Source organism: Serratia sp. DFXYC6 (assembly GCF_057196085.1).
This window is the reverse complement of record NZ_JBXUNV010000006.1, coordinates 145,193-164,270: the sequence shown is the minus strand read 5'-3', so window position 1 is coordinate 164,270 and position 19,078 is coordinate 145,193. Positions and strand designations below refer to the sequence as shown.

General features: G+C 58.2%; 19 protein-coding genes. 6 read left to right on the top strand and 13 right to left on the bottom strand.

Translation table 11 applies throughout. The annotated features are described in order from the left end of the window. Positions 1-7 precede the first annotated feature (7 nt). The 8 genes from AC2CGQ_RS23195 to AC2CGQ_RS23160 all read right to left on the bottom strand — a co-directional run bounded on the left by AC2CGQ_RS23195 (position 8) and on the right by AC2CGQ_RS23160 (position 8,901). Positions 8-961: an ABC transporter permease gene (locus AC2CGQ_RS23195; RefSeq protein WP_015379368.1), complete on the bottom strand. Its 954-nt coding sequence runs from the start codon at positions 959-961 to the stop codon at positions 8-10. Position 962: 1 nt separating this feature from the next. Next, positions 963-1,952 carry an ABC transporter permease gene (locus tag AC2CGQ_RS23190; protein ID WP_015379367.1) on the bottom strand — a complete coding sequence of 330 codons (990 nt, stop codon included), beginning with the start codon at positions 1,950-1,952 and terminating at the stop codon, positions 963-965. Next, positions 1,945-3,444 carry a sugar ABC transporter ATP-binding protein gene (locus AC2CGQ_RS23185; RefSeq protein ID WP_015379366.1) on the bottom strand — a complete coding sequence of 500 codons (1,500 nt, stop codon included), beginning with the start codon at positions 3,442-3,444 and terminating at the stop codon, positions 1,945-1,947. The genes AC2CGQ_RS23190 and AC2CGQ_RS23185 overlap by 8 nt, the downstream gene beginning before the upstream one ends. 105 nt (positions 3,445-3,549) lie before the next feature. Continuing rightward, complete coding sequence (locus AC2CGQ_RS23180) at positions 3,550-4,536, bottom strand: autoinducer 2 ABC transporter substrate-binding protein (RefSeq protein ID WP_031300309.1); 987 nt, start codon at positions 4,534-4,536, stop codon at positions 3,550-3,552. Positions 4,537-4,865: 329 nt separating this feature from the next. Continuing rightward, complete coding sequence (gene gdhA / locus AC2CGQ_RS23175; protein ID WP_016930438.1) at positions 4,866-6,209, bottom strand: NADP-specific glutamate dehydrogenase; 1,344 nt, start codon at positions 6,207-6,209, stop codon at positions 4,866-4,868. 199 nt (positions 6,210-6,408) lie between these two features. Beyond that, the gene (gene uspA / locus AC2CGQ_RS23170; RefSeq protein WP_004930988.1) at positions 6,409-6,846 is read right to left on the bottom strand and encodes a universal stress protein UspA; all 438 of its coding nucleotides are present in this window, start codon (positions 6,844-6,846) and stop codon (positions 6,409-6,411) included. 267 nt (positions 6,847-7,113) lie between these two features. Next, positions 7,114-8,022, bottom strand: coding sequence for a LysR family transcriptional regulator (locus AC2CGQ_RS23165; protein ID WP_015379363.1), 909 nt, complete (start codon positions 8,020-8,022; stop codon positions 7,114-7,116). Between the two features lie 105 nt (positions 8,023-8,127). After that, positions 8,128-8,901: an SDR family oxidoreductase gene (locus AC2CGQ_RS23160; RefSeq protein WP_004930983.1), complete on the bottom strand. Its 774-nt coding sequence runs from the start codon at positions 8,899-8,901 to the stop codon at positions 8,128-8,130. Positions 8,902-9,334: 433 nt separating this feature from the next. Here AC2CGQ_RS23160 and uspB point away from each other — a divergent pair, with 433 nt between their 5' ends. Next, entirely contained in the window at positions 9,335-9,670 is a 336-nt protein-coding gene (uspB, locus tag AC2CGQ_RS23155) for a universal stress protein UspB (RefSeq protein ID WP_004930978.1), read from the top strand. A 73-nt stretch (positions 9,671-9,743) separates the two neighbouring features. On the opposite strand, the gene pitA is transcribed toward uspB, so the two are convergent. After that, the gene (gene pitA, locus AC2CGQ_RS23150; protein ID WP_015379362.1) at positions 9,744-11,246 is read right to left on the bottom strand and encodes an inorganic phosphate transporter PitA; all 1,503 of its coding nucleotides are present in this window, start codon (positions 11,244-11,246) and stop codon (positions 9,744-9,746) included. Positions 11,247-11,546: 300 nt separating this feature from the next. Between pitA and AC2CGQ_RS23145 the strand changes: the two genes are divergently transcribed. The 4 genes from AC2CGQ_RS23145 (at position 11,547) to AC2CGQ_RS23130 (ending at position 15,146) form a co-directional block, all read left to right on the top strand. Then, positions 11,547-12,746 (top strand): BaiN/RdsA family NAD(P)/FAD-dependent oxidoreductase, encoded by a 1,200-nt coding sequence (locus AC2CGQ_RS23145; protein WP_234722148.1) that lies wholly within the window; start codon positions 11,547-11,549, stop codon positions 12,744-12,746. A gap of 526 nt (positions 12,747-13,272) precedes the next feature. Then, on the top strand, positions 13,273-13,785 hold the full coding sequence (locus AC2CGQ_RS23140) for a hypothetical protein (RefSeq protein ID WP_118892648.1): 513 nt from the start codon (positions 13,273-13,275) through the stop codon (positions 13,783-13,785). Next, positions 13,775-14,182 (top strand): hypothetical protein, encoded by a 408-nt coding sequence (locus tag AC2CGQ_RS23135; protein ID WP_118892649.1) that lies wholly within the window; start codon positions 13,775-13,777, stop codon positions 14,180-14,182. Before AC2CGQ_RS23140 ends, AC2CGQ_RS23135 begins: the two co-directional genes overlap by 11 nt. A 280-nt stretch (positions 14,183-14,462) precedes the next feature. Further along, on the top strand, positions 14,463-15,146 hold the full coding sequence (locus AC2CGQ_RS23130) for a Crp/Fnr family transcriptional regulator (protein WP_021505201.1): 684 nt from the start codon (positions 14,463-14,465) through the stop codon (positions 15,144-15,146). Here AC2CGQ_RS23130 and AC2CGQ_RS23125 read toward each other — a convergent pair. From AC2CGQ_RS23125 to AC2CGQ_RS23110, 4 genes are all read right to left on the bottom strand, one after another. Then, a complete protein-coding gene (locus AC2CGQ_RS23125) occupies positions 15,143-15,562 on the bottom strand; it encodes a VOC family protein (protein WP_004930960.1) in 420 nt (139 codons plus the stop codon). The genes AC2CGQ_RS23130 and AC2CGQ_RS23125 overlap by 4 nt on opposite strands. Positions 15,563-15,688: 126 nt before the next feature. Further along, positions 15,689-16,105 (bottom strand): SRPBCC family protein, encoded by a 417-nt coding sequence (locus tag AC2CGQ_RS23120; RefSeq protein ID WP_031300306.1) that lies wholly within the window; start codon positions 16,103-16,105, stop codon positions 15,689-15,691. 36 nt (positions 16,106-16,141) lie between these two features. Then, positions 16,142-16,939 (bottom strand): SDR family NAD(P)-dependent oxidoreductase, encoded by a 798-nt coding sequence (locus AC2CGQ_RS23115; protein WP_004930955.1) that lies wholly within the window; start codon positions 16,937-16,939, stop codon positions 16,142-16,144. 55 nt (positions 16,940-16,994) lie between these two features. Further along, a complete protein-coding gene (locus AC2CGQ_RS23110) occupies positions 16,995-18,005 on the bottom strand; it encodes an aldo/keto reductase (RefSeq protein ID WP_015379355.1) in 1,011 nt (336 codons plus the stop codon). Positions 18,006-18,147: 142 nt separating this feature from the next. On the opposite strand from AC2CGQ_RS23110, the gene AC2CGQ_RS23105 reads away from it, so the two are divergent. Further along, complete coding sequence (locus AC2CGQ_RS23105) at positions 18,148-19,047, top strand: LysR substrate-binding domain-containing protein (protein ID WP_015379354.1); 900 nt, start codon at positions 18,148-18,150, stop codon at positions 19,045-19,047. Positions 19,048-19,078: the final 31 nt, after the last annotated feature.

Genomic DNA, 19,078 nt, shown 5'->3' with positions numbered 1-19,078 from the left:
TTTTCTCCTAAGCTTTTCGATTCTGTAACGCGATAAACAGGATCAGCACGCCGCCCCACAGGGCCATGGTCAGGTAGCTGCTGACCCCCAGCAAATTGAGGCCGCTTTCCAACATTTGCAGCACGATCAGCGCCAGCACCAGCCCCAGAATGCGGCCGAAACCGCCGTCCGGGTTGATGCCGCCCAGCACCGAGGCCAGAATGGTCACCAGCAGATAAGATTCGCCGTAGCCGGCCTTGGCCGAGTTGAACTTGGCCATCATCAACAGCGCGGCGCCCCAGCCGAGCAGCGCCGACAGGATGTACACCGCGATCTGCACCCGCGCGGTGTTCACGCCGCTAAAGCGGGTGGCCTGCTCGTTGGAGCCGATCAGGTACAGGCTGCGCCCCAGCGTGGTGTGCTCCAGCAGCAGCCACAGACCGACCGCCACCAGCAGGAACAGGATCAGCGCCACCGGTACGCCGAGCACGGCGCCGTTGCCGAGAAATTGAATCGCCGCCGGGAAGCCGGAGATCACCGCGCCGTTGGACAGCAGAATATTCAGGCCGGTGATCAGCGTCATGGTGCCGAGCGAGGCGAGGATCGGCGAAACGCCGATCCAGGCTACCAGCACGCCGTTCAGCGCGCCGATCGCCACCGCCACCAACAGGCCGGCCAACAGCGCCAGCGCCAGGAACAGAGGCTGGTCGGGATGGCTGACGATGATCGCCGCCATCACCAGCGAACAGGCGTTGGCGCCGGCGATGATCGACAGGTTGATGCCGCCGGTCAGCATGGTTATGCCCATGCCGAGCGCCAGCAGGCCGAGGATCGGCAGCTGCGAGGCGATCGACTGGAAGTTGCCGAGGCTGAAGAAGCGCGATCCGAGCAGCCCGGCGAACAGCAGCGCCACCGCGATGATGATCGCGCCCTGCAGGCGAATGATCCGATCGTTTGGGATCAACCGAGTTAACTGCGTCATGTCAGATCTCCTTGAGCAGCTTGCGTTTTTCGTTCCAGGCGGTGGTGCTGATGCTGATCAAAATGATCGCGCCGCTGAATACCTGGTGCCAATAGGCCGAGACGCTGAGCAGCGTCAGCCCGTTTTGCAGGAAGGCCAGCAGCACCACGCCGAGCAGGGTGCCGGTCAACGATCCGCGGCCGCCGCTCATGCTGGTGCCGCCCAGCACCACCGCCGCCAATACCGTCAGCTCGAAGCCGAGCAGCGAGTTGGGCGCCACCGACTGGGTGATCTGCGCCTGCACCACCGCCGCGACGCCGGCCAGAATGCCCATATAGCCGTAGACGCAGAAGTGCAGCCGCAGCAGGTTCAACCCCAGGCGCGACGCCGCGTCGCGGTTGCCGCCCATGGCGTAGATCTGGCGCCCCAGCCGGGTGCGGTTCATCAGCACGCCGGTGACGACGATGGTCGCCAGCAGGCACAGCAGCGGCAGCGTCAGACCGTAGTCGTAGCCGTCGGCGCCCTGGAACGAGAACCAGTTGATGCCGTTCATGAACCAGTCCGGGAAGCCGTACAGCCAGGTACCGTTGGTGGCGTACACCAGCAGGCCGTAGAACAGGTTTAGGGTAGCGATGGTGATGATGATCGCCGGCACCTTGAGCCAATACACCAGGAAACCGTTCACCAACCCGAGCAGCAGGCCGACGCCAATCGCCAGGGCGAACGCCAGCGGGAAGCTGCCGCCGTGCTGGATCACCCAGCTGGCCATCACATACTGCGCGATGGCGGTGACCGCCGGGAACGAAATGTCGATGCCGCCGGCGATCAGCACCACGAACAGCCCGCAGGCCAGGATGCCGAGAATGGCGTAGCTGGTGGCGACGTCGGTCAGGTTGCCGAGCGTCAGAAACTCATCGGTGCCGGCGCTCAGGCCGATCGCCAGCAGCAGCACCAGCAGGCCGAGATAAAACTCGTGCCGCCCGGCCAGGCGGGCCAATAATGACTTATCCATTCACCACCTCGGCGATCTGTTGTTCGGTACTCTGGTGCGGCGCGAATTCGGCGATCAGCTCGCCCTTGCGCATCACCATCACCCGATGGCTGTTGTAATAGGCTTCCGGGATCTCGTCGCAGATCATCAGCACCGCCATGCCCAGCTGCGCCAGATCGCGGGCGATCTGATAGATCCCCTCTTTGTTGGCGATGTCGACGCCGACGGTGGGTGAGTCGAGGATCAGGATCTTCGGCTGGGTTGCGACCCATTTGGCGATGGCGATGCGCTGGGCGTTGCCGCCGGACAGGGTCTTCACCGGCAATGCGCTGTCGGACACCTTGATGTTCAGATCGCGGATCAGCCGGTTGACCAGCTCGGTCGCCTTGGCGTGATCCAGCAATCCAAGCGAGGTATGCAGCCGATCGAAGACGGTGACGATGGTGTTGTCGTAGATCGATTGCTCCATGATCAATCCCTGCGTCAGACGATCCTCCGACACATAACCGATGCCGTGGCGCACCGCTTCGCGGTTGTTGTGCAGCTGCACCGCTTGGCCCTCGATGCGGATCTCGCCGCTGTCCGGCCGCGTCATGCCGAACAGGCTGAGGCACAGTTCGGTGCGGCCGGCGCCGAGCAGGCCGACGATCGAGACGATCTCGCCGCCGCGCAGCGCCAGATTGACGTTGCGGTATTTTTCGCCGCGGCTGAGGTTGCGCACCTCGAGCAGCGGTGCCTGTTCGGCCGGCGGCAGCGGCGGCAGCGGGCTGTAGTGGAAGCGTTGGCCGGTCATCAGGAACGCCAGTTCATGGCTGTCCAGTTCGCTGGCCGGCCAGGTGCCCACCAGCTTGCCGTCGCGCATCACGCTGATGCGATCGGCGACTTCCATCACTTCGTCCAATCGGTGGCTGACGAACACCACGCAGATGCCGGCTGCTTTCAGTTCGTTGACCACCCGCAGCAGGCCGTCGACCTCCTGGCGGGTCAGCGAGGCGGTCGGTTCGTCCATGATAACCAACCGCGCTTCGGCGGCGATGGCGCGGCAAATCGCCACCAGCTGCCGATCGGCGATCGACAGTTTTTCTACTTTTTTATCGGGATCGATGTGTACGCCGACCCGCGCCATGGCGTCCAGCGCCGTCTGGCGCATCACCCGCTTGCGCACCCAGAAGTGGCCGCCGGGCAGGTAACGGTGGATGGCGATGTTTTCCGCCACCGTCAGGTTAGGGAACAGCGACAGGTCCTGGTAGATCACCTGTATGCCGTAATAACCGGACAGCTGCGGCGTCAGGGCGTGGAAGAGTTTGCCTTCCAGCGAAATATTGGCGCCTTTTTCCGGCTGATAGACGCCGGAGATGATTTTAATAATGGTGCTTTTGCCGCAGCCGTTTTGCCCGGCCAGGCAGTGCACTTCGCCTTTATTCAGCGTCAGGTTGATCTGGTCTAATGCCAGCACGCCTGGGAATCGCTTGCTGATATTCTCCAGGGTGATAAATGCGGGGGAGGCTGTCATAACGTTAACCTGTGCTTGCGTAGCGGCCGAAGCCCTGGGCGCAGCAACGCTGCGCCCCTACGAGGGTTTAACTACTTTCCCGGTGTGGCGAAATTACGCGAAAAATCAGAATCCGAGCGATTGGGCGTTGTCTTTGGTCACTTCCAAAATCTTATTAAACCGAATCACTTTGTGCTCCATATCGACGTCGGCCTTACCCAACCCCTCGATCGACAGGTCTTTGTTCACGTCCTTGCCCTGCAGCAGCTGATCGGCCACCGTCACCAGCGCATAACCGGCGTCTTTCGGATCCCACAGCAGCGCTTTCTTGATGTCGCCGCGCATCAGGTAAGGGGCGGCCTGCGCCGGCATGGCGATGCCCACCACCGCGATTTTGTCCTTGGCGCGCTTCTTGGCCACCGCCTGGCCGGCGCCGATCGGGCCGAGCGAACCAAAGCCGATGATGCCCTTCATCTGCGGATAGGTTTTCATCAGATCCAGCGTGGTGGCATAGGATTTGTCGATGCTTTCCGCCACCGGCAAGCGCGAGGTGACTTCAAACATGTCCGGGTATTTTTCTTTCTGGTACTTGATGGCGGAATCGGCCCAGGCGTTGTGCAGCGGCACGGTCAGCGAGCCGACGTAGATCGCGTAGCCGCCTTTGCCGCCCATGTTTTTCGCCAGCTCATCGACGTTGGCCTGCGCGTATTTCTCGCTGTCGATGGTCTCGATGTCCCACTGGCCGATCTGCTGGTCCGGGGATTCATGGGTCAGCACCACGATGCCTTTGTCGCGCGCTTTTTTCAGCACCGGCTCCAGCACCTTGGCGTCGTTCGGCACCACGATGATGGCGTTGACGTTCTTGGCGATCAGATCCTCAATCACCTTGACCTGCGCGGCCGGATCCGGCGTAGAAGGGCCGGTCTGGTAGGCGTTGACGTCGAGTTTTTTCGCCGCTTCGTTGACGCCCACTTCCATGCGGTTGAACCACGGAATGCCGGTCACTTTGGCGACCACGGCAATCTCATATTTATCAGCGGCGAACACAGGTGTTGTCGATAACATGCACGCAGAAACCACACATGCATTTAATAATGCGAGGTTAAATTTCATTAGCTGTACCTTTTTTTATCTGTAGGGGTGGCGGTTTTTCCACCGCTGCAGATTACAAAGGAATGGAAGAGGGGGCGTAGCCGAAGTTAACGAAATGTGATCTGCGCACATTTAAGTAAAATATTGACGTATTTAGTGTTAAATAAATGTTTAATTATTTGGCGGTGGTAAATTTACTACCAACTAAACGGCTGTAAATAACTTTTTATTAACTTTTAATTAACTTTTGCGCATCATTTTGATGGCTTGGACGCGGAAAAAAATGCCGGCGCAGAGGCCGGCATTGAAGCATTTAATCGATGTGTGAACAAGATCACCTTTGCGCCCGATTACAGCACGCCCTGCGCCAGCATCGCCTCCGCAACCTTGACGAAACCGGCGATATTCGCGCCGTGTACATAGTGGGTTTGCTTGCCCTCGCCGCCGTATTCCACGCAGGCATGGTGAATATCCGCCATGATATGTTGTAAACGTACATCCACTTTTTCCGCCCGCCAGCCGATGCGCGCGGCGTTTTGCGCCATCTCCAGCCCCGAGGTGGCCACGCCGCCGGCGTTGGCCGCCTTGCCGGGCGCGAACAGCACCCCGGCGTCGAGGAAGGCGTCGGTGGCCTGGATGGTGGTCGGCATGTTGGCGCCTTCCGCCACCGCTTTCACCCCGTTGCGGATCAGCGTCTGCGCCGCCTCGAGATCCAGCTCGTTCTGGGTGGCGCACGGCAGGGCGATATCCACCGGCACGCTCCACGGCTGCTGGCCCGCCAGATACGTCAGACCGCGCTCACGGGCATAGTCCGCCACCCGGCCGTAACGCTGGTTCTTGATCTCCGCCAGGTGCGCCAGCTTCTCGGTGGTGAAACCGTCTTCGTCCACCAGGGTGCCGCCGGAATCCGATACGGTGATCACGCGCGCGTCCAGCTCCAGCGCTTTCTCGATGGTGTACTGCGCCACGTTGCCGGAGCCGGATACCGCCACCCGCATGCCCTCAAAGCCCAGGCCGTGGCGCTGCAGCATGGCGTCGGTAAAGTACACCAGGCCGTAGCCGGTCGCCTCGGGGCGGATCAGGCTGCCGCCGAAGGAGAGGCCCTTGCCGGTAAACACGCAGGCGGTGTTGTTGGACAGTTTTTTCATCATGCCGGCCATAAAGCCGACTTCACGGCCGCCGACGCCGATGTCGCCGGCCGGCACGTCGGTGTCCGGGCCCAAGTGGCGATACAGCTCGGTCATCAACGCCTGGCAGAAACGCATGATCTCGCCCTGGCTTTTGCCCTTCGGATCGAAATCGGAGCCGCCTTTGCCGCCGCCCATCGGCAGGGTGGTCAGCGCATTCTTGAAGGTCTGCTCAAAGCCGAGGAACTTCAGGATCGACAGGTTTACCGACGGGTGGAAGCGCATGCCGCCCTTATAGGGGCCGATGGCCGAGTTGAACTGCACGCGGAAGGCGCGGTTGACCTGCACCTGGCCGCGATCGTCCACCCAGCTGACGCGGAACTGAATAATACGCTCGGGCTCCACCAGGCGCTCCAGCAGCGCCTGTTCGCGATAGCGCGGGTTGCGCTCGATAAATGGCCACAGCGAGGTGAACACTTCGCGCACCGCCTGCAGATATTCCGGCTGGTGAGGGTTATGGCGTTGTAACGAGGACAGGAAAGACTCTACCGATACGGCATATTCCATGGATAACTCCTTTTCGCATTAAATTTCCCCCGCTATTTCTTATAAATATGGGTATAGGCGATGCTCGGGGGAGGATGTTGTGTCTTTAGCGACTATATCATCGGAGGGCGGTTGATTATCAAGCGATTAATCGGCGTGGCGGCATGAAAAACGCCCGCAGGGCGCGGGCGTTGGTCAGTTAAGTTAGCAAACGCTTACTTTATTCGTCTTCTTCATCGCGCAGCGGCACGATCAGCATATCGATGTGCACGGTATTGATCAGCTGGCGCGCGGAAGACATCAGCTTGCTCCAGAAGTCCTGATGGTGGCCGCACAGCACCAGGTCCATATCGTATTTCTTGATGGCGTCCACCAGCACCTGCGCCAGATCGCCGCTGCCGCTCAGGGTCTCAGTGATCGGGTAGCCGGCGTTTTGCGACAGCTCGGTCAGCGCCTGATGGGTTTCTTCAGAGATGCGTTTTTGCATGTCGCCGAGATTGACGTCGATAAGGCCGGTATAGAGGTCGGAATAGTTGACATCGACGTGGATCAGAGAAACTTTGGCGTTATACGGCCGCGCCATAGAGACGGCTTTTTCTACCAGGATCTTGCTTTCCGGGGATAGGTCTACCGCGATCAATATGTGTTTGTAAGCCATAAGAATACTCCTTCCATAAACATGCCGATTAAAAAGGGTTAGCAGGCGTTCCGTGTACCCGCCTGGCGCTGTTGGTTCCATAGTATCATTCGGATAACGCAATGATATGTTGGGGCGATCACACTGCGCCGCATCGAAAATCTCTGCGCACGATACCTTTTGTTGTACACCCGCGTGGCGTAAAAGCCTATGGGTTATGCGGGTTTTAACGGTCTGACCGCTTGAATTATAAGCGTTATTAAACAAAGTATAGCGCTAAATGTGCAATCAGCGCTCCAGATGCGGCTGCAACAGGCTTTCAAACCACTCATGAAACACCGCCAAACGGCGGGAACGCTGGCGGCGATGGGGGTAGATCAGGGCGATCGGCATGGAGGCGGCGCGGTAACCGGGCAGGACTTCCACCAGTTCACCGGCGTCGAGCAGGTGTTGTACGTCGTAGCGCGGGATTTGCATCAGCCCCAGCCCGGCGCGGCAGCAGGCGATATAGCTTTCGGCGTTGTTGACTACCACCCGGCTGGGCAGTTCGAGCCGTTGCGTATGGCCGTCGCCGGTTAGGTATTCCCAGGGGGATTCGCGGCCGGTCCTGGGCGAGGCGTAGCCGATGCTCCAGTGCCCCTCGGCAAGATCGCCGGGGTGGAGCGGATGACCGAATTCGCTCAGGTAGGCGGGGCTGGCGCAGTTGATCAGCGCGATATGGCCGAGCGGCCGCATCACCAGGCTGCTGTCGTGCAGATCGCCGACGCGCACCGCGCAGTCGACCCCCTCCTGCACCAGATCGATGGCGCGATCGGCGGAGCCGAGCACCAGCTGCAGGTGAGGATGGCGCCGCAGCAAGCCGGGCAGCGCCGGAGCGATCAGCCGGCGGGCGATGCGGCTCGGCACGTCGACGCTGAGCCGTCCGGAGGCCTGCCGTTGGCTGGCCTGAAATGACTGATCGATGTCTTCCACTTCGGCCAGCAGCGGGCGCAGCCGCTCGAGCAGCTGTTCGCCGTCGGCGGTCAGCCGCACCTGCCGCGTGGTGCGGTGCAGCAGGCGCACGCCCAGCTGCGTTTCCAATTGCTGCACGGCGGCGGAGACCGAGGCGCGCGGCACCTCCAGCGCATGGGCCGCCCGGATAAAGCTGCCCATTTCCGCCACCTGTACGAATACGCGGTATTGATTGAATCTGTCCATCTCGCTGATCTGCTGTTCCTTGGCGCCGTTTCTGACAGTAGAGTGTAGCCGCATGGCGCGGTTGCGCGCGAGCAGGTGCGGGGGCGATAGGTGCCCCCGCCGGGTTCATTTGGTGGTGTAGCCACCGTTGATCAGGATGGTTTGGCCGGTTACCCACCAGCCGTCGCTGACCAGATGGCGGATGAACGGCACCACGTCTTCGATATCGGTCAGGCCGGTTTGGCTGAATGGCGACAGCGCCGCCGCCGTCTTGTGGTAGGCCACGGCGTCCGCACCCTCTGCCGGGTAGAAGAACGGGGTATCCATCGGGCCGGGGCCGACCGCCGTCACGGAGATACCGCGCTCGCCGAACTCCTTGGCGGCGGCGCGGGTGAAGTGCTCCACCGGCGCCTTGGTGCCGGCATAAGCGGCGTAGAACGGCGTGAAGGCGCCGAGCAGCGAGGTGACCAGCGTGCAGATTTTGCCGTTGTCGTTAAGGTGCTTACCCGCTTCTTTCAGGAAGAAGAACGCGGTTTTGGCGTTGACCGCCGTCATCTCGTCGTACTCGGCTTCGCTGATGTCGATCAGCGGCTTTTTCAGCACCTTGCCGACGGTATTGATGGCGATATCCGGCTTGCCGACGGCGGCGACCGCATCGGCGAACAGCTTCTCGACCGCGCCCGCGGTGGTCAGATCGGCCTGCAGCGCGACACCTTGCGCCCCGGCGGCCTGAATGGCGGCGACGGTTTTTTCCGCTTCGGCTTTGGAAGCGGCGCTGTTGTAGTGGATCACCACCGCTTTGGCGCCTTGTTCAGCCAAATCGCGCGCGATCAGCCCGCCGAGGTTTTTGGCGCCGCCGGCGATGAGGACGGTTTTTCCCTTGATTGAATGGTTTGCCATAACAGTTTCCTTGGATGAGCGTAACGGAAACCTGAGTCTAGCCAGCGTGGGGGGAAAGATCAGCGGCGTGGCGCGGGATAGACTATCCAGAAAAGCGACATAATCGAAACGGACGGTTATCGCTTATAACGCCCCGGCAGGTGACTTTTCGCTACAGGGCGGTAAATTTTATCCACTGCTCAGGCCAGTTTGCGTTTCATTAACCTACAATGATGGATATGGGCCTCATCATTTCTCCTCTGAGTAGAACCATGCCGTGCAAATCTCATCGTGCGCTGCGGCAACGTCTTCGGAGGCGGTGGGTTATGGGCGTGGCCCGTGCAGGCAAAAAAAGGGGATGAGAGCGGTAAGCTCCAGCAGAGTATCGGGTAATGAGGTAGGGCGGTTGGACCCGGCGGATGGCCGCGGATAACAACGCCTTGAGGGGGCAATCATGATCAGTACCGTCGCGCTGTTTTGGGCCTTATGTGTGGTGTGTGTGGTAAACATGGTGCGGTATTACTCTTCTCTGCGCGCGCTGCTGGTGGTATTGCGCGGCTGTGACCCGCTGCTGTACCAATACGTCGACGGCGGCGGCTTCTTCACCGCCCACGGCCAACCCAGCAAGCAGCTGAGGCTGGTGCGCTATATCTTTGCGCAGCGCTATGTCGAACACCACGATCCGGAGTTTATTCGCCGCTGTGAGCGGGTGCGCGGGCAGTTTATGCTGACCTCGGCCCTGTGCGGCCTGGTGGTCATCTGCCTGATAGCGATGATGATTTGGTATTAATGCCTTTCTGTTTCCCTTGATGCAGGCAAAAAAAAGGCGGCCCTGCGGCCGCCTTCCTCATGATGCTTATCGCTTAGATCAGCTTCAACGCAATCCAATACAGCGCACCGGAAAGCAGAATCGAGATTGGCAGGGTCAGTACCCAGGCCAACAGGATGTTCTTCACGGTTTTGCTCTGCACGCCGCCGCCGTCCACGATCATCGTCCCGGCAACCGCCGAAGAGAGGACGTGGGTGGTGGAGACCGGCATGCCGGTATAGCTCGCCACGCCGATCGACAGCGCCGCGGTCATCTGGGCCGATACGCCCTGGGCGTAGGTCATGCCTTTCTTGCCGATCTTCTCGCCGATGGTGGTGGCCACGCGTTTCCAGCCCACCATGGTACCGAGCGACAGCGCCAGCGCGACGGCGACGATGATCCACATCGGCGCGTACTCGACGGTCTGCAGCAGATCCTGACGCAGGTTCTTCAGGAAGCGCTGGTCGGCGGATGAGGTTTCCGGCAGCTTGGCGACTTTATCCGCCGTGTCGGTCACGCACATCAGCAGGCGGCGCAGGTGGCTGCGCTGGTCAACCGTCAGCTGATCGTAGCTTTGCAGGTTGGTCAGCATGCCCTGAGCCAGCTCGATCGCCGGCATGGCGCGAGAACTGTCGCAGTGGAACTCGGCCGGTTTGCCAGACGCCGCTTCGTCATCCGGGCTTGGCACCAGCGGCGTCAGCGACACCGCATGCGACAGCGCGTCGCCGTGCTGCTGGTAATATTGCTGCAGGTGGGTCACGGCGTCACGCGTACGGGTGATGTCATAACCGGTTGCATTCATATTGACCACGAAGCCGGCCGGCGCAACGCCGATCAGCACCAGCATGATAAGGCCGATGCCTTTCTGGCCGTCGTTGGCGCCGTGCGAGAAGCTGACGCCAATCGCCGACAGGATCAGCGCGATACGGGTCCAGAACGGCGGCTTGCGTTTGCCGTCGACCTTTTCACGTTCCGCAGGGGTCATGTGGATACGCTGGCGTTTCTTGGTGCCACTCCAATAGCGGCGCAAGGCGAACACCATCACTCCCGCCACCATCATGCCGACCAGCGGCGAGAACAGCAGAGAAAGGAAAATGCCAATCATTTTCGGGACGTTAAGCGCATCCACCACTGAAGTGTGGGTCATCAGGGCGTTGGTTAAACCGACACCGATGATTGCGCCTATCAGCGTATGGGAACTGGAGGCCGGCAGACCGAAATACCAGGTGCCGAGGTTCCAGATGATTGCCGCCAGCAGCATGGAGAAGACCATGGCTAATCCGTGTGCTGAACTGACGTTCAACAACAGATCGGTAGGCAGCAAGTGGACGATGGCGTAAGCAACACTCAAACCGCCGAGCATTACGCCAAGAAAGTTGAACAAACCTGCCATCACGACCGCAAGTTGCGAGCGCATGGCGCGGGTATAAATAACTGTAGCGACCGCATTGGCCGTATCATGAAAACCGTTGATGGCTTCATAAAACAACACGAACAACAATGCGAGAATTAACATCAGGCCGGTATGGAAATCCAGGCCAGCGAACAAATGCAGCATAAGCGTTACGCCAGTTTGTGGACATGAACGCCGCGCATTATCAGTGACAACCGGGGCCGGGGAAAAGGAAAATATGACGTTTTTTTGATTTGGACATGACGAAACGATGACGCGCCTATAACAAAAATATTGAATATCAACGCGTTATTCTCCTCTGACCTCTGTAATATTTTCTTACTGTGGCGTTGGCGGCGCCGGGGCTTTACAATCTGCCGCCGTGAATTTGGCGGTGACCGGCGGCGAAACGGCGTAATATGGCGCTCTTTTGTCGCGATTGTGGTTTTGATAAGTGAGGCTCAGGTGGAACAGTTTGATGTCGTAGTGATTGGGGCGGGTGCCGCCGGCATGTTTTGCGCCGCGCAGGCGGGGCAACTCGGTTGCCGCGTGTTGCTGCTCGACAACGGCAAAAAACCGGGCCGCAAGATCCTGATGTCCGGCGGCGGGCGCTGCAACTTTACCAACATGTACGCCGAACCGGCGGCCTATCTGTCGAACAACCCGCACTTCTGCAAGTCGGCGCTGGCGCGCTACACCCAGTGGGACTTCATCGATCTGATCAACCGCTACGGCATCGCCTACCATGAAAAAACGCTGGGGCAGCTGTTCTGCGACGATTCGGCGCAGCAGGTGGTGGATCTGCTGGTCAAAGAGTGCGAGCTGGGCCAGGTGACGATGCGCCTGCGCAGCGAAGTGCTGGGCGTGGAGAAAAGCGAGAACGGCTACCAGCTGGCGCTCAATGGCGAAAAAGTAAGTGCTCGCTCACTTGTGGTGGCCAGCGGCGGATTATCCATGCCGGGGTTGGGCGCCTCGCCGTTCGGTTACAAACTGGCGGAGCAATTCGGCCTCAAAGTGCTGCCGACGCGCGCCGGGCTGGTGCCTTTTACCCTGCATAAGCCGCTGCTGGAGCATGTGCAGACGCTATCCGGCGTGTCGGTGCCGGCGGTGATCACCGCCGAGAACGGCGTCAGCTTCCGCGAAAGCATCCTGTTTACCCACCGTGGCCTCTCCGGGCCGGCGGTATTGCAGCTGTCCAGCTACTGGCAACCGGGTGAGTATGTGAGCGTTAACTTACTTCCTGAGCTGGATCTGGCGGGCTTCCTGGATAACCAACGCCAAGAGCACCCGAACCAAAGCCTGAAAAACACCCTGGCGCTGCATTTGCCGAAGCGGCTGGTGGAGTGCTTGCAGACCCTGGGACAACTGCCGGAGGCGACGCTGAAGCAGCTGAATGCGCCGCAACAAGCGGCGCTGGTTGATCTGTTGCAGAACTGGCGCGTGCAGCCGAACGGCACCGAAGGCTACCGCACGGCGGAAGTGACGCTCGGCGGCGTCGACACCAACGAACTTTCTTCCAAGACGATGGAGGCCCACAAGGTGCCGGGGCTCTATTTCATCGGCGAAGTGGTGGACGTGACCGGGTGGCTGGGTGGCTACAACTTCCAGTGGGCCTGGAGTTCGGCCTGGGCCTGCGCCCAGGCGCTGGCGGCGCAGGGGCGTTAAAACCCGCGCAGCCTTGACACGTGCCGGGTCACATTGGCCCGGCCTTGAGCTGATTCATTAATTTCATTTTAGTGTTGCCGTCGAGAAAACTCGCCTCCAGCGCCTGTCGGTTGCTGCGGTTAAAATCGTCATCCTGCCAGCCGAAGGCGTCATGCAACAGCCGATACTCAGGATCGAAAATTTGGATGGGGACTTTATGTGCGCTCCTCTGTTCAGTTCGGCTGTTACGCCTTATCTAGTAACTATCGTCTTTAACCCGGCTCAAAAGACATGACAAAGCGTTGCTGGCAATAGCCATTCTCGCAGCTGTTTTATTTGATTAAATAGGAAGTTGCTCTTGAGATACGTCTTGGAGTACGGCTACACTGAAAGGAGCAATTTGGTTGCTACACTCTGTGAGAGTCTATTACCAGGGGAATAAATTTTTGGTTTTCTGTACTTTAGGAGAGCCACATTGCTGGGTGTTTTTTTATTTGAAATTTTATAGCCAAAGATATACTAAGGCCAATATTTAAAAGGAGAATGGATGTTCACTTTAGACGAAATAAAAGAAGCAATATTAAAAATTTCGGATGCTGAGATATTGAGTAATGATGAGGATGAGCGGGAGTCTCGGGTTAGATTTAAAAAAAATGGGGACATTTTTATTATTACAACTTTGGCTAAGGATATGGCATCCAATACAATATTAAAGTTATCTAGATTAGTTAAGTTACCAAAAAATTGTAATGTAAAAAAAGAAGATGCCGAGCTGATATGCTCAATGGTAAATATTTTAAATAACACACCATGTAAAGTTGTTTATATTTATAATGAAAAAAATGGAGTGCTAGATAACAGGTTTTATATAACCAATATATATACTGATAAATTAGACCAGTTCGAAAAAATGGGTTCTAAAGATGTTGTAGCTGCAAACCTAGTTGTTCTGATTCTTGGGATGATACTTGAGGTAATGATAACAACGCAAAATATTATAACCGAGTCTGAAAAGACAGGGAAGGCAAACCAGTCTGAAGGTGATGCCAATGGAAAGTAAAAATGACGCACCGAAAATAATCATACAACTATCTCTTGGTGCATTAGTTTATTATCTTTTTACTTTCAAGTATAAAGATATTCTAATTGAGACCCTATCCTTACAAGTTTATTACCAATTGCTTGTCTTGGTGGTAATAACAAATAGTTATTTTGCAAAATGGATAGACTCTTTTCGTTCATTTTTATGCCATGAATGGATGATGAGATTCTCCAAGAAGTATAAAGCGAAACATTATAAATCAAAAGCGAAGAGTCTCGTTGAAAAAAGTAAGATGACCCAGTTATCTGAGGTTGCTCAGAAAATGATAGACGAAATTTCTGATACTGACCTTGAACTAGAAAATGAAATATCAGACATACATAAAGAAATAAACAAGTTCAAAGAAAAAACATGAGTTTTAATATATTAGAGCTAATTATTAATTATCGGTGTTTTTTAAAATAATATCCGTCTCACACTTCAGCTCTGCAGCATCGTCGGAAGCGGTATCGGTGTCTATCAAAATATGTCGCATGGCCATCTCCTCGGGTGGGCTATGCGGAGAAAGTACCCAGACGACCTAAGGCAAAAAAGGTCAGATGTCCTTTTTCGTTCTGAAGCGCGTCGGCTATGCTGAACGCAGTCGAAAGCGAGGATGTAAGACGTTTAAGGATGAGCCCTGGGAGTGAATCGCCTTGAAAACGGTCGGTGACAGCAAGCTAAAAGAAGCTTTTATCGACGCTCACGATCTGCGAACGGCGCTTTCGCCCACGCTGCTCGCCGCACTGCGCCTGGTCAGCGTCGAAGCCGGCGAATACCTGGTGACGCAAAGCGATCGTTTGACCCACCTGTTTTTTCTCGTGCAGGGAAAATTGCAGGTTGAGAATTTTGATGTGAATGGCGCGCACATTGTCTTTTCCTTCGAAACGGATTTCTCGGTGATTGGCGATCTGGAGCTGTTCTCCCAGGCGCAGCGCACGCTGTTCAGCACCGTGCAGGCGGTGACCGACGCGCTGCTCCTCGCGGCACCGATAGAGGCCATCAACAATCACGCCCTGAGCGACCCGGCGTTCCTCACCTTTATCTGCCGGCAATTGAGCAATAAGCTGCTGAATGCCTCTTTGCTGCATGCGAACGGCGTTTTTACGGCGGAGTATAAACTGCGAAAATTTTTATTATTCAAGATAAAGAACGAAGGGGAATTGATTGAGCTGGAAAACCGGGAGGCGCTGGCGGCGAGATTGGGCATCTCCGTCAGACAGCTGAGCCGCGCGCTGGCGCAGCTCGCGGCGGACGGCATCATTCAATTTAAAAACAAATCACTGCGGGTGACGGATCGCCAACGGCTGTCCGACATCAACGGGAGCGCCAGGATCTAGCCGATCGCCGGCCCCTTCAATTCCACGCGATTGCCGTCCGGATCGCTGAAATAAATGGACGGGCCGTCGCCTTCAGCGCCATAGCGCGATTCGGCGGGATCAACGCCGATCCCCTGCGATCGCAGATAGGCCAACAGCTCGTCCTCGTTGAAAGGATCGATGCGCAGGCAGATGTGATCGACATTTTGCCGGTGAGGATCGGGCGCCGTGCCGCCTTTTTTCCCCAACACGCCGTTAATATCCACCAGATCGATCATGGCCGCTCCGGCGCGCAGGTGCATCAGCCCCAAATCCGGCCGCTGTTTGGCGATATCACAGCCGACGATCCGGGTATAAAAATGCAGGCTTTTCTGCATATCGCGCACGCGCAGCACCACATGGTCGATAGTCTTCAGGCTGAAAGGGCGCACGGCCATCTCCTCAAACGGAAGTCTCCTTTACAGCATAAACGGCGCTGGCGGATTTATCCTGCTCCAGAGCTAAAGCAAAAAAATGGCCGATGGTTTTCACCATCGGCCGTAAGCGTGAGGAGTGTTCACGCATTAACGCGGGAAGTTGCCGCTCAGCGCATCCAGGCCATCCTGGTAGATGCCATGGAACAGGGCGACGGCTTCGTCGTCGCTGATATTGACCGGCGTGAAGCTGCCCGACCATTCCACGCGCGCCACGTTGGCGTCGTCGGTGGCGTGTACCGACAGGGTGGACAGGTAATTCACCACCGGGAACGGCGCCTGCATGATGGAGTAGCTGTAGCTGCGTTGACGGTTGTCGAACGCTTCCAGCCGCTCGATAACGGTACCGCCGTCAGAGGTCGTCAAAGTGCGCACGCGGCCGCCTTCAGAAACGACGCTTTTCGGAATGAACGGCAGCCAGTCAGGCAGGGCGTCGAAGCCGCCGATCAGTTGCCATACGGTGTCGGCGGATGCCGGGATGTTCATAGATACGGATGTAGTAGCCATTTTCTTTCTCTCTTGATATCGGTTTAGGGTACGGAATTACATTGCCAGGGTGTCGACGACGCCGCCGTCGACGCGCAGCGCCGCGCCGGTAGTGGCCGAAGACAGCGGAGACGCAAGGTAAACGGCCAGGTTGGCCACTTCATCGACGTCCGCCGCGCGTTGAATGATGGAGCTTGGGCGTTCGGTTTTAACGAACTCGTCGGCCTGATCGCGCGCGCTGCGCCCGGATTTGGCCGCCGCTTCCGCCAGCATCTCCTGCAGGCCTTCGGTAAAGGTTGGCCCTGGCAGGATGGCGTTGACCGTCACGCCGGTGCCGGCGAGGCGTTTCGCCAGGCCGTGAGATACCGCCAGGTTGGCGCTTTTGGTCACGCCGTAGTTGATCATATCCGCCGGGATGGCGACGCCGGATTCGGACGACACGAAAATAATGCGTCCCCAGCCCTGTTCGGTCATGCTCTGCGCGTAGTGGCGCGCCAGACGCACGCCCGAGAGGACGTTGACGTTATAGAAGTGCATCCACTCGCTGTCGGGCACGGTAAAGAAGTCTTTATCGTTGAAAATACCGAGGTTGTTGACCAGCACGTCGGCTTTAGGCTCCGCGGCGAACAGGGTTGCAGCCCCTTGTTCGGTGCCGAGATCGGCGACCACGCCGCGTACCTGCGCGCCGGGCACGTTGGCGCTGATGTCGGCGATGGCGTTATCGACCCCGGCTTTCTGACGGCCGACGATCACCACGGTGGCGCCCGTTTTGGCAAGCCCGCGCGCGATGCCGAGACCGATGCCGGAGGTGGAGCCGCTGACGACGGCGACTTTGCCTGAAAGATCCAGTTTCATCATGTATATCACTCTGTCATGTGGGTAATGGGGCCGGGGTGCGGCCCCATAAAACTTAACGAATCGGCAGCGGCGCGTTGTCGGCCACCAGTTTCTGACGGCGCATCTCCGCCCAGAACTCAGCCGGGATCACTGCATCCAGCGCAGCCAGATCTTCGGCCATGCGGCCAGGACGGCTCGAACCGGGGATCACGGCGGCGACGGCCGGGTTAGCCAGCGCGAATTGCAGCGCAGCGGCTTTGACGTCTACCTGGAAGCGAGCGGCGATCTCTTTGATTTTCGCGACTTGCTGGCGAATAGCCGGGGACGCTTTCTGATATTCGAAATGTTCGCCGCCGGCCAGCACACCGGAGCTGTATGGGCCGCCGACGACGATATCGACATTCTGTTCCAGCGCTTCCGGCATCAGGCGTTGCAGGGCGCGTTCGTGATCCAGCAGGCTGTAGCGGCCGGCCAGCAGGAAGGCATCCGGTTTCGGCTCATCAAGCGCCAGCGTCAGTTCGCAAGGCTCGACGCGGTTGACCCCGAGGCCCCAGGCTTTGATCACGCCTTCGTCACGCAGGCGGGACAGTGCGCGGAAGGCGCCGGTACGGGCGATATTGAACTGTTCCAGCCAGCTGTCGCCGTAGAAATCCTGAGCGACGTCGTGGATCCAGACGATATCCAGACGGTCGGTTTTAAGACGCTTCAGGCTGTGTTCAATGGAGCGAAGCGTGCCGTCTTCCGAGTAGTCGTTCAGGATCTTGTTTTTCAAACCGTGTTCGAACAGGCCGCCTTTCTCACCCAGATCGCGGGCGGCGGGATCTTCCATTTCGTCCAGCATGATGCGGCCCACTTTGGTGCTCAGCACGAACTCATCGCGTGGATACTGAGAGAGCGCTTCGCCCATGCGAATTTCCGACAGGCCGGAACCGTAAAGCGGTGCGGTGTCGAAGTAGCGGATGCCCAAGTCCCAGGCGCTGGTTACGGTAGCCAGCGCTTCTTCTTCTGGAATGGCGCGGAACATATTGCCGAGCGGCGCGCCGCCCAAACCGATCTTGCCGGGTAAAATATTTTTGATGCTCATGGTGAATCCTCAATTCGTTATCTTTTCAGGGAAACTAGTGGGGCTCATACAGCGTCTGCCCCGTCACGAGGCTAAAGATAACTTGGCAAGTTGTGACTTGATAGGACATAATTTGTCTAAGTTAAGTCCTTTGAGGTCTCACATGATCGATTTACGTCAGTTGAAATACTTTGTGGCGGTGGCGGAAGAAGAGCACGTCGGCCGCGCCGCCGAACGGCTGCACATTTCCCAGTCACCGCTGAGCCGGCAGATTTCCCAGCTTGAGGAGCGCCTCGGATTGATGCTGTTCGAGCGCAATCAGCAGCGCATCCGCCTGACCGCCGACGGCCAGACGTTTCTGGCCGAAACCCGCGCGCTGTTGACGCACGCCACCCGGCTCGAGTCGCTTGGGCGCCGTCTGGGGCGCGGGGAAGACGGCGGGCTGTGCATTGGCTATATCGAAAATGCGATGCACTCCGGCGTCTTGTCGAACGCCTTGCGGTCGCTGCGGGTGTCCCGGCCGGATGTGCACATCGTGCTTTACAGCCAGCCTTCTTCCATGCAGCTGGAAGGGCTGCGGCAGCGCAGCCTGGACGTGGCGCTGGTCAATACGGCGCCGGATCGCGACGATCAGGATTTGGACTATACGCAGGTGTTGGACGATCGCATGTTGCTGGCCCTGCCGCAGACGCATCCGCTGGCGGACAGGGAAACGCTGCAGCCGGCGGATCTCACCGATCAGGCCTGGATCTCGGTGATCCACAAAGAGGATGCCCATTCGCGCGACGACTTCGTGGCGGCCTGCGTTAAGGCCGGGTTCGATCCGGATATTCGGCTGGAAGCGGGCGAGCCGCTGACTGCGTTGGGGCTGGTCGCCGCCGGGTTGGGGATGACGCTGATCCAGCACAGCCTGCGGCATAACGCGCCGCAAGGCGTGGTGCTGCGCGAGCTGCCCTGGATGCAATACACCACGCAGCTGTGGGCCGTGTGGCACAAGGCCAACCTGCGCCCGCTGGTCACCCATTTCCGCGAAGTGATGTCGGCCGGGCCGGCCTGCCACTGACTGCGCGGTGGTGTCCGGCCCGGATGGCGCC

Bases quoted from the DNA above. Each gene is read 5' to 3' on its own strand.
- AC2CGQ_RS23110 (WP_015379355.1), bottom strand. From the start codon at position 18,005: ATGAGCATCAAAAATATTTTACCCGGCAAGATCGGTTTGGGCGGCGCG.
- AC2CGQ_RS23140 (WP_118892648.1), top strand. From the start codon at position 13,273: ATGTTCACTTTAGACGAAATAAAAGAAGCAATATTAAAAATTTCGGAT.
- AC2CGQ_RS23180 (WP_031300309.1), bottom strand. From the start codon at position 4,536: ATGAAATTTAACCTCGCATTATTAAATGCATGTGTGGTTTCTGCGTGC.
- AC2CGQ_RS23185 (WP_015379366.1), bottom strand. From the start codon at position 3,444: ATGACAGCCTCCCCCGCATTTATCACCCTGGAGAATATCAGCAAGCGA.
- AC2CGQ_RS23160 (WP_004930983.1), bottom strand. From the start codon at position 8,901: ATGGCAAACCATTCAATCAAGGGAAAAACCGTCCTCATCGCCGGCGGC.
- AC2CGQ_RS23120 (WP_031300306.1), bottom strand. From the start codon at position 16,105: ATGGCTACTACATCCGTATCTATGAACATCCCGGCATCCGCCGACACC.
- AC2CGQ_RS23115 (WP_004930955.1), bottom strand. From the start codon at position 16,939: ATGAAACTGGATCTTTCAGGCAAAGTCGCCGTCGTCAGCGGCTCCACC.
- AC2CGQ_RS23125 (WP_004930960.1), bottom strand. From the start codon at position 15,562: ATGGCCGTGCGCCCTTTCAGCCTGAAGACTATCGACCATGTGGTGCTG.
- AC2CGQ_RS23165 (WP_015379363.1), bottom strand. From the start codon at position 8,022: ATGGACAGATTCAATCAATACCGCGTATTCGTACAGGTGGCGGAAATG.
- uspA (WP_004930988.1), bottom strand. From the start codon at position 6,846: ATGGCTTACAAACACATATTGATCGCGGTAGACCTATCCCCGGAAAGC.
- AC2CGQ_RS23135 (WP_118892649.1), top strand. From the start codon at position 13,775: ATGGAAAGTAAAAATGACGCACCGAAAATAATCATACAACTATCTCTT.
- AC2CGQ_RS23190 (WP_015379367.1), bottom strand. From the start codon at position 1,952: ATGGATAAGTCATTATTGGCCCGCCTGGCCGGGCGGCACGAGTTTTAT.
- AC2CGQ_RS23105 (WP_015379354.1), top strand. From the start codon at position 18,148: ATGATCGATTTACGTCAGTTGAAATACTTTGTGGCGGTGGCGGAAGAA.
- gdhA (WP_016930438.1), bottom strand. From the start codon at position 6,209: ATGGAATATGCCGTATCGGTAGAGTCTTTCCTGTCCTCGTTACAACGC.
- pitA (WP_015379362.1), bottom strand. From the start codon at position 11,246: ATGCTGCATTTGTTCGCTGGCCTGGATTTCCATACCGGCCTGATGTTA.
- uspB (WP_004930978.1), top strand. From the start codon at position 9,335: ATGATCAGTACCGTCGCGCTGTTTTGGGCCTTATGTGTGGTGTGTGTG.
- AC2CGQ_RS23195 (WP_015379368.1), bottom strand. From the start codon at position 961: ATGACGCAGTTAACTCGGTTGATCCCAAACGATCGGATCATTCGCCTG.